Source organism: Cupriavidus sp. 8B, from assembly GCF_054589115.1.
Map to the genome: position 1 here is coordinate 98,528 of NZ_BAAILO010000211.1, position 7,744 is coordinate 106,271.

General features: G+C 61.4%; 7 protein-coding genes and 1 pseudogene. 4 read left to right on the top strand and 4 right to left on the bottom strand.

Going from position 1 to position 7,744, the window contains the following annotated elements:
• The first annotated feature begins 97 nt into the window (after positions 1-97).
• Positions 98-505, top strand: a pseudogene (locus ACYP5B_RS21430) (LrgB family protein).
• Here ACYP5B_RS21430 and ACYP5B_RS21435 read toward each other — a convergent pair.
• The 4 genes from ACYP5B_RS21435 to ACYP5B_RS21450 all read right to left on the bottom strand — a co-directional run bounded on the left by ACYP5B_RS21435 (position 475) and on the right by ACYP5B_RS21450 (position 4,250).
• Positions 475-1,683 carry an MFS transporter gene (locus ACYP5B_RS21435; protein ID WP_459570998.1) on the bottom strand — a complete coding sequence of 403 codons (1,209 nt, stop codon included), beginning with the start codon at positions 1,681-1,683 and terminating at the stop codon, positions 475-477. The pseudogene ACYP5B_RS21430 and the gene ACYP5B_RS21435 sit on opposite strands and share 31 nt — an antisense overlap.
• Before the next feature lie 6 nt (positions 1,684-1,689).
• Positions 1,690-2,316: a cysteine hydrolase family protein gene (locus ACYP5B_RS21440; RefSeq protein ID WP_459570999.1), complete on the bottom strand. Its 627-nt coding sequence runs from the start codon at positions 2,314-2,316 to the stop codon at positions 1,690-1,692.
• A 133-nt stretch (positions 2,317-2,449) separates the two neighbouring features.
• Positions 2,450-2,896, bottom strand: coding sequence for a cupin domain-containing protein (locus ACYP5B_RS21445; protein WP_459571000.1), 447 nt, complete (start codon positions 2,894-2,896; stop codon positions 2,450-2,452).
• Between the two features lie 70 nt (positions 2,897-2,966).
• Positions 2,967-4,250, bottom strand: a complete 1,284-nt coding sequence (locus tag ACYP5B_RS21450) for an epoxide hydrolase family protein (protein ID WP_459571001.1) — start codon at positions 4,248-4,250, stop codon at positions 2,967-2,969.
• Between ACYP5B_RS21450 and ACYP5B_RS21455 the strand changes: the two genes are divergently transcribed.
• From ACYP5B_RS21455 to ACYP5B_RS21465, 3 genes are all read left to right on the top strand, one after another.
• A complete protein-coding gene (locus tag ACYP5B_RS21455; RefSeq protein WP_459571002.1) occupies positions 4,237-4,548 on the top strand; it encodes an ATP-binding domain-containing protein in 312 nt (103 codons plus the stop codon). The two genes, ACYP5B_RS21450 and ACYP5B_RS21455, sit on opposite strands and share 14 nt — an antisense overlap.
• A 641-nt stretch (positions 4,549-5,189) precedes the next feature.
• Positions 5,190-6,494, top strand: coding sequence for a tyrosine-type recombinase/integrase (locus ACYP5B_RS21460; RefSeq protein ID WP_459571003.1), 1,305 nt, complete (start codon positions 5,190-5,192; stop codon positions 6,492-6,494).
• Between the two features lie 421 nt (positions 6,495-6,915).
• Positions 6,916-7,497, top strand: a complete 582-nt coding sequence (locus ACYP5B_RS21465) for a TetR/AcrR family transcriptional regulator (protein ID WP_400096241.1) — start codon at positions 6,916-6,918, stop codon at positions 7,495-7,497.
• The last annotated feature ends 247 nt before the right edge of the window (positions 7,498-7,744 follow it).

The following is a 7,744-nucleotide window of genomic DNA, read 5'->3' on the forward strand; positions in this document are numbered from 1 at the left end:
GTGTCGCCACGAGATGCCTTGTCCCATAGCGATGCTTTCCAGATCCGCCGAGTCCAGGCCCGCTGTATCACGCCCCCAAGTTGCAGGCGTCAAACACATGTCGAAGAGCGCGGTTGCGGCTGTCGATGTGCAACCGGTAGTCACTCGCTCGCTAAACACGCCCTTCGCGATGGCCGTTTCCAATGCGATCGGTGGCGTGTCACGCCTGACGGCGTTCTTTGTGGTCCCCACGAGCCTGGTAGGGGCAATCGTGAGGGTGTGATGCTCTCCTGGCTGCCCCTACGCTGGGGCATTGCGGCGTGGTGCATTCCTTGGCGTGAGCGCACATGGCGCGAGAACCACGAAGGCCTACCAGCTTGGCAGGGAAGAGGGGTCCGTAGCAGAGCTCGTCATGATCCTGACGGGCTGCTCAACGTCGCTGTGTCGCCGCTGCTTTCGCTGTTCCTGCATGCGCTGCTGGAGTAGGGCCGCCAGTCAGACTTCGTCTGTCGCCGCCATCATGTAAGCCTTGCAGTAGCCAACGACGCTAGCCGCAAAGGCCAGCAGTGCCAGCATGGCGCCAACGGCGGCAAGCCCTGTCCAGCCGTCGCGTTGCGCGCCAATTCCCCCAATTGCGGCACCCGCCGCCCCCCCAAGGAAATACGAGACCATGAATGCCGTGTTGAGCCGGTTGCGGGCTTCAGGACGCAGCGAGTAGATCCGCGCCTGATTGGCAACGAAGGCGGCCCGGTTGCCCAGGTCCAGCAGTACCGTGCTGACGAGCAACCATGAAAGGTGCGTGGCGCCAGTCGAAACCAGCACGAAGGCCAGAAACACCGTGAGCGCGCCCGCGGCGGAGACCAGGCTGGCATGGATGCGGTCGACCAGGGCGCCGATGTACGGTGACGCCACGAGGCCGATCAGGCCGACCAGTCCAAACGCGCCCACCGTGCCAGGGCCGAATTGATACGGCGGCTGTGCCAGTAGCACGGCCAGCGTGGCCCAGAATGCGCTGAAGGCGCCGAATGCGAGGAAGCCGGTCGCGATAGATATGCGCAATGTCGATTCTGTGCGAATCAGCGAAACGAGCGACCGCATCAGATCGCGATGACGTATCGCCGCCAGGCCGGTCGCACGGGGAAGCCGGGCAACGACGGCAATGAGCGCCAGATCGAATGCGGCGGCTGATACAAACATCGTGCGCCACCCGAAATGAGCGCCAACGAATCCACTCAATGTGCGGGCCAGAAGTACACCAGACGACAGGCCGCCCAGGAGCATGCCGACGGTACGCCCGCGCCGCTCCGGCGACGCCATACCCGACGCCGACGGAATGATGATCTGGGCGGTGATGGCGGTCACGCCAACGACAAAGCTGCTGGCAATCAACAGCCGGAACGACGGGGCCATCGCGCACACAAGGAGTGCGATGGCATTGCCAGCAATAGCCATGGTGGCCAGCTTGCGCGGCTGCACACTGTCGGCCAGCGGCACGAACAGCAAGAGGCCCAATGCATAGCCGAGCTGGGTGACGGTGGCAATCAGGTTGCCCCGCGTAGGCGAGACACCGAATGACGTGGCAATCTGCGGGAGCAGCGGCTGGTGGTAGTAGATGGCCGAGACGGCCAGGGCACAGGCCAGAGCCATAAGGAAGACCTGCCGCGAAGTCAGCCCGGACGTCACGCCATGCTGTCGATCCGTCATGGCGAATTATCCCCGCGGCAGCGCCGTAATGAATTCACGTGTGTCGACGATGCTATGCGCGAAAGTCGGCCCGTTCAGTTCGTGGGCGGCACGCATCATTTCTTGCCGGAACGCCGCCGTGGCGTCCTTGATCAACGTGACGTGGTAGCCGAGTTCCTGCGCGTATCGCGCGGTGGCCTCGATACAGGTGTTGGCCAGAAGGCCCACCACTGCCACGTGCGTAATGCCGTGCTGCTTCAGCTGGAAGTCAAGGTCGGTGTTGGCGAAGCCGCTCGACCCCCAGTGCTCGTGCGCGATGATGTCGCCAGGTTGCGGCGCGAAGTCGGGATGCCATTCCCCGCCCCATTCGCCAGCGGCAAAATGATGGCCCTGCATGATCTTTTGCTGACTGGGACTCGGGTGGCACCAACACTCGTAATCGCCTGGGCGCCAGCGGCGGTGCGGAACGATGACCACCTGGATGCCAGCAGCCCGAACCGCCTGCGTGATGGCGCGGAGATTGTCCAGTAGTCCCACTTCTTCGGCGATGTCCTTGATGAACGGCCACACCTTGCCGCCTTCCGACAGAAAATCGTTGTAGGGATCGACCAACAGCAGCGCCGTCGATTCGGCGCGATAGGATGAATTGCTCATGTTGCACAGCTCCTGATGCGTGGCATGCCGCAGGGTTCTTCATCGGGACCCGGCATGGATTCCGGTCACTGGCGCGGACCCGCTACCCAGCGCCAGAAATGGCGGCGGCTGGACGGGGGGATCCGCTTCCGACTTATTTGGCGGGCACTACCAGCGGTAGCCCTTTCTTCACTACGTAGGTCGCAAGCTCCGAGGCTCTGCCGGTGCCGACATTCTTTGCCGAATGTGGCGTGCCGGCCGGGATGAACAGGGAATCGCCAGCCTTGAGCGTCACCGGCGGCTGGTCTCCGAGTTGATACTCGAGCGTTCCCTGGAGCACGTGGGCGATTTCTTCCCCCGGATGCGAATGTTTTGGCGCAAACGTGCCCGGTTCGAAATCGACTCGGACCTGGATGCCTTCGCGATTGGGCACGCTGAGATCGTGCTGAACAAGGTCGGTGCGTTGGATGCCGGCCATCTGTGCGAGGGCGGACTGAAGCGTCAGCGCGGTGCCGGCGATGAGCAGGGTCGCGGCGAGAGGGTAACGAACTGTCATGGTGTGGGTCTTTCGTTGCGATTTCAGGGTGAGTAATACCTTCACAACCGAATGGCAAGCAAAGCAGGCGTTCTGGCTAGTGCCACGGTCGCGAGCAGCGTCAGAAGCGTTCGCCTCAAGGGCTGGTCTGGCGCAGCGATCGGAATGCCGCGCGCAGTTCCTCGGCGAAGAGTTGAGGCTGCTCCCAGGCGGCAAAGTGGCCGCCCTTGTCGGCTTCGTGGAAATAATTCAGGTTGCGATAGGCTCGCTTTGCCCACGTTTCGGAGGGGCGATAGACGTCCTCCGGAAATACCGTGATCGCCACAGGCAGCGAGATCTCGGTAGTCTTTTGCGCCGCCGCGAACAACGGGCTTCGTCCCTTGTTTTCCCAGTAGAGACGTCCCGCGGATGCGGCGCTGTTCGTCAGCCAGTACAATGTGAAGTCGTCCAGCACCTCGTCCTTCGTCAGGGATTGTCGGGGATCCGCGCCATAGTCCCACTCTGCGAATCCCGGATGCCCGAGCATGAAAGCCGCAAGGAAAGCCGGTGAATCCGTTACGCCATAGCCGATCGTCTGTGGCCGGGCGCCCAACATCGTGGTGTAGGCAGAGTTCCCCTGTCTGGTGAATGCAAGAAGCGTGTCGAAGGTCGCGCGTTCTTTCACGGTAAGACCCACCGGCGCGGGTCCGCCCGTGGCCAGCGCCGCGGCCACTTCCGGCGGCACTGTAGCCGGCAGATTGAGGTGGATGCCTGCCAGTCCCCGCAGCGCGTGCCGCGCCATGGCGCTGGTGATGGGGGCACCCCAATCGCCGCCTTGGGCGACGTAGCGCGTATACCCGAGGCGCTGCATCAGTTCCGCCCAGACTCGCGCGATGTGGTCCGGGTCCCACCCGGTGACAGTCGGTTTGCCGGAGAATCCGTAGCCGGGGATGGATGGGATGACGACGTCGAAGGCATCGGCGGCGTAGCCTCCGTGTGCAGCTGGGTCCGTAAGTGGGCCGATAACCTTGACGAATTCGAGGACGGAGCCCGGCCAGCCGTGCGTCATGATGAGCGGCAGCGCGTCCGGACGTTTGGAGCGCACCCAAATGAAGTGGATGTCGACCCCGTCAATGGTGGTCACGTACTGAGGTAAGGCATTGAGCCTGGCTTCGGCCTTGCGCCAGTCGTAACGCGTCCCCCAGTAGCGCACCAGCTCGTGTAGCCGCGCCAGTTGTGCCCCCTGGGTGCGGTCCGCTACCGTTTCCTGGTCCGGCCAGCGCGTGGTCGCGATGCGTTGGCGCAGATCGGCGAGCGCGGAGTCCGAGACATGCACATGGAAGGGGTGGACGAGCGTCGTATCGGCTTGCGGAGACGCGCTGGCGAAGGCAGAAACGGACAATGTAAGGGCCGCCAGGAGTGCGGACATGCTGGAAGACATTGAGCTGGGCTTTGCCATAACGATCCACAAGGCACAAGGATCTCAATGGCAGCGCGTTATCATTCCTATTACCAAGTCTCGGCTGTTGGATCGCACGTTGCTTTACACAGCGATCACGCGCGCTCAGACCCAGGTCATCTTGGTAGGGAACGTAGAGGCGGCTCGCAGCGCAGTCCTGGCTCCGCCCAAAGCCAGAAGCCGCAAGGTAGCTTTGGATCTTGCTCTCCGGCATTTCCTTGTCGCTGATGGGCAAAGGGTTGCGGGGTATGGGGGCGCCTTAGCCCCCATGCAAGCTTAGGGCGGCTATCATTAGGCGGCGGTGGTATGCGGCTGACGACGGTTGATAACAGGGGTGCCTGGTCGCTCCTTGCAAGCCAACTCGAGGCTGCAATTGGCTACCCACAAATGGTGTGTCGCGAGCCCTTCAGAGCCGATTTGAGGCGCCCGCACATCGTTGTACCAACAAAACCGTGGGTCCAATGTCCTGCAAAGCCTTTTACTCACTCACATCGAGCGGTCTATCCACAGTTTTTAGTGGGCATAACCGTTTTAATCTTGTGTAACCAAAATCTGTAAAGAACGACCCCGCCTTTGTGCGGGGTTTTTTCTTTTATATCAGTACCTTATGTGGCGGTGGGGCAGTGGAAATATTCCGGCGGCGTCCTCGTCACAGCGGATGAATCTTTGTCAGTAAGCTTGATTGTTAACTTTTGATGGCCGCTGTCACGACTTTAGGCGTGTCGCCAGCCTTTCACAGCGGCGATTAGGAGGATTGGGAGTGGTCGCCTGGATGGCCACGTATTACTCCGTGGGAGCTTAGAGCCACTTCGTAATCGTTAGGGTGGCGGCACTTTGGCTTCTATCGCAGTGCGTGGGTGACACGGAAAAGTCGTAAACATTGCCTACGGTGGTTTGGACGCGCTGGCCAAGGAGAAAGCTATGCACGCCCGATTCCATGTGGTGATCGTCCGCCACCCAGACGGCGAACGCCTGCCAATCCTGCTTGACGCCCGCCGGCAGCCCATCGACTGGATCAACGAATATTCGATCAAGCGGCTTCGCCCACGGCTGTCGGCCAATAGCCTGCTCAAGGCGCTACAGATCCTGGGTATGCTATGGGCGTGGGCAGCAAGACAGTCCTTCTGCCTACAGGAGCGCCTCAGCACCGGCGAGGGGCTGTCCCCGGACGAGATCGTGAGCCAGCTCTATCCCCGGCTGCGCCGCGACTTCCAGGCGCGAGCCAAGGTGCGCAAGCTGGTAGTCGCTCCCAGTACTGTGTTGCAGCGACTGCAGGTCATCTCCCGCTTCGTGACTTGGCATCTTGAAGCAGCCATGGCGCGTTGGCCGGCGGGCAGCCCGGAATTGTGGGATATGAGGAGACGACTGAAATGCATCGAGCATGCCTTTGCTACAGCCGGACGGGCTCGCCCGGAAGCGCCCCAACACGCCAGAGCACTATCGACGGAGCAGGTCCAGCGGCTGCTGCTGGTCTGTCGACCGGGGCATGACGAAAATCCTTGGAAGCCGCCGTACCAGGAGCGCAACTATCTTATCGTTCTGATGCTGTTGCTTCTCGGGCTTCGGCGGGGCGAGCTGCTCAAGCTGAAAGTGGGCGATTGCATGCTCTCGCGCAGCATTCCGGAGATAAGGATCGAGCGATCGCCGGACGACGAATGGGACAGCAGGCGCGATGAACCCCAGGTCAAGACAGCGTCTCGGCAACTGCCTTGTGACCGCTCGCTTGCCACCCGTCTCAACGCCTATATCTGCCAGATCCGGCGCAACATTGGTGGTGCCGACAAAACGCCCTTCCTGTTCCTGAGTCGAAGTGGAAGTCCAATGAGCCTGGCGCGCGTGAATGGCGTGCTGAATCAGATTGGCGTCGTGCACGAGGAGTTCGCCGACTTGCATCCTCATTGCCTGCGCAGTACGTGCGCCACCAGCTTCCGGGCCCAGGGATTGAGCAATGGACTGGACGAGGATCGAGTCGAGAAGCACATGATGTACTTCTTCGGCTGGCGATCCTCGGATTCGCTTCGACCGTACATAGCAGATGCGATCCGCAGGGAATCGTGCGAGTTCAGTCTCGGCTACCAGGCCACGCTCCTGGGGGGCGATCGGGGATGCCCGCGCCCTGCAAGCGGCTTCGACGGTCGCTCCACCCCAGACGCATCTAGGCCCACCGGAGGTCCAAACTGTAAAGTCTTCGATGCCTCTTCGGGCAAAACTTTACGAAATACTTGACACTTTTCCTTGGTGCTGCAGCACTATGCGTGCAATCGGCCTGTGTACGTATGCGGTATTCGCTCACTCACGCACAGGGCATTTCGGAGTTTTTGGTATTAACAACCGTTCTGACGATTGCTTTTCTGCTTCTGTCAAGAACAAGCCCGCAGCCCTGTCGCTGTGGGCTTCTTTGTTTACCTCTCTCTGACGGAGTTACTGGACTGAGTCTTGCAGCCCACCTCTCGGGATGCGTGAACAAGTCAGTCCCTATCTTGTCTTCCCCCAACCACGCACCGCTGGCGCTCGCAGCCCCACGCGCACTGAGTGTGCCGCAGGGGCGTAAGCGCAAAAACAATACATAAATATTGTTTTTCATCGAAATTCCGGCTATGTTCGAGGGTTCGTTAGGCGGGGTAGCCCTCCGCTGTGGAGATAGACAATGGAGAACACGGTACGGTCGGAGCGATCCCGCCAGATCATCCTCGACGCAGCAATCGCCATCCTCGCGCGCGAGGGCCCTGGCCGGCTCACGATCGATGCCATCGCGCAAGAGGGCGGGATCAGCAAGGGCCGGGTGATGCACCAGTTCCGTACAAAGGCAGCCGTGGTGGAGGCGCTGCTGGAGCATCAGATCGAATACTTCGACAAGTTCGCGAAGGACTACTTTGCCGCTGCCGGCGCCGGGAATCCCGAGGCGCAGCTGTCGGAGCAGATCCTGGCGTTTCGCGAATCCATCTCCCATCCACAGTCGCTCGTCTTTGCCATCCTCGGCTCCATTGCGGAGAACCCCGAACTGTTGTCGGTGGTCAGGGAGAAGACGGCCGAGAAGGTGGTGCGCATCAAGGAAGAGGCTGAGGATCCCGATCTGGCGCTCCTGCGCTGGCAGGCTGCCCAGGGGATGGTGCTCGCAAAGATGCTGGGGCTCTGCCCGCTTGCGCCGCAGGAGCGCGACCGCTTGTTCGACCGGCTGCTCGACAGCCAGGCCTGGACAACGCAGCCCAAGCCCAAGAAAAGAAAGTAGTCCGCGCTAGAGCTAGACGGTGCCTGGCAAGGCGTCGGCGATATCTGCCCAGGCGGCAGCCAGGCTGCCGCCCACGGACGTGCAAAGCGTCTGATCTGAAGCAGGAGCCCCGGGACTTGCCGCAATAGGGCAAGCATCGGGCGGCACCGCGCTGGCTCCGTCTGCCCGTCTCTCCCTCCCGCCCCCCTCCCGACCTCCAGCGATTGTTAGTCTTCAGCCGCTTTCCTGCTCAAAAACAAACCGACTG

Bases quoted from the DNA above. Each gene is read 5' to 3' on its own strand.
- ACYP5B_RS21435 (WP_459570998.1), bottom strand. From the start codon at position 1,683: ATGACGGATCGACAGCATGGCGTGACGTCCGGGCTGACTTCGCGGCAG.
- ACYP5B_RS21440 (WP_459570999.1), bottom strand. From the start codon at position 2,316: ATGAGCAATTCATCCTATCGCGCCGAATCGACGGCGCTGCTGTTGGTC.
- ACYP5B_RS21455 (WP_459571002.1), top strand. From the start codon at position 4,237: ATGCTGGAAGACATTGAGCTGGGCTTTGCCATAACGATCCACAAGGCA.
- ACYP5B_RS21450 (WP_459571001.1), bottom strand. From the start codon at position 4,250: ATGTCTTCCAGCATGTCCGCACTCCTGGCGGCCCTTACATTGTCCGTT.
- ACYP5B_RS21460 (WP_459571003.1), top strand. From the start codon at position 5,190: ATGCACGCCCGATTCCATGTGGTGATCGTCCGCCACCCAGACGGCGAA.
- ACYP5B_RS21465 (WP_400096241.1), top strand. From the start codon at position 6,916: ATGGAGAACACGGTACGGTCGGAGCGATCCCGCCAGATCATCCTCGAC.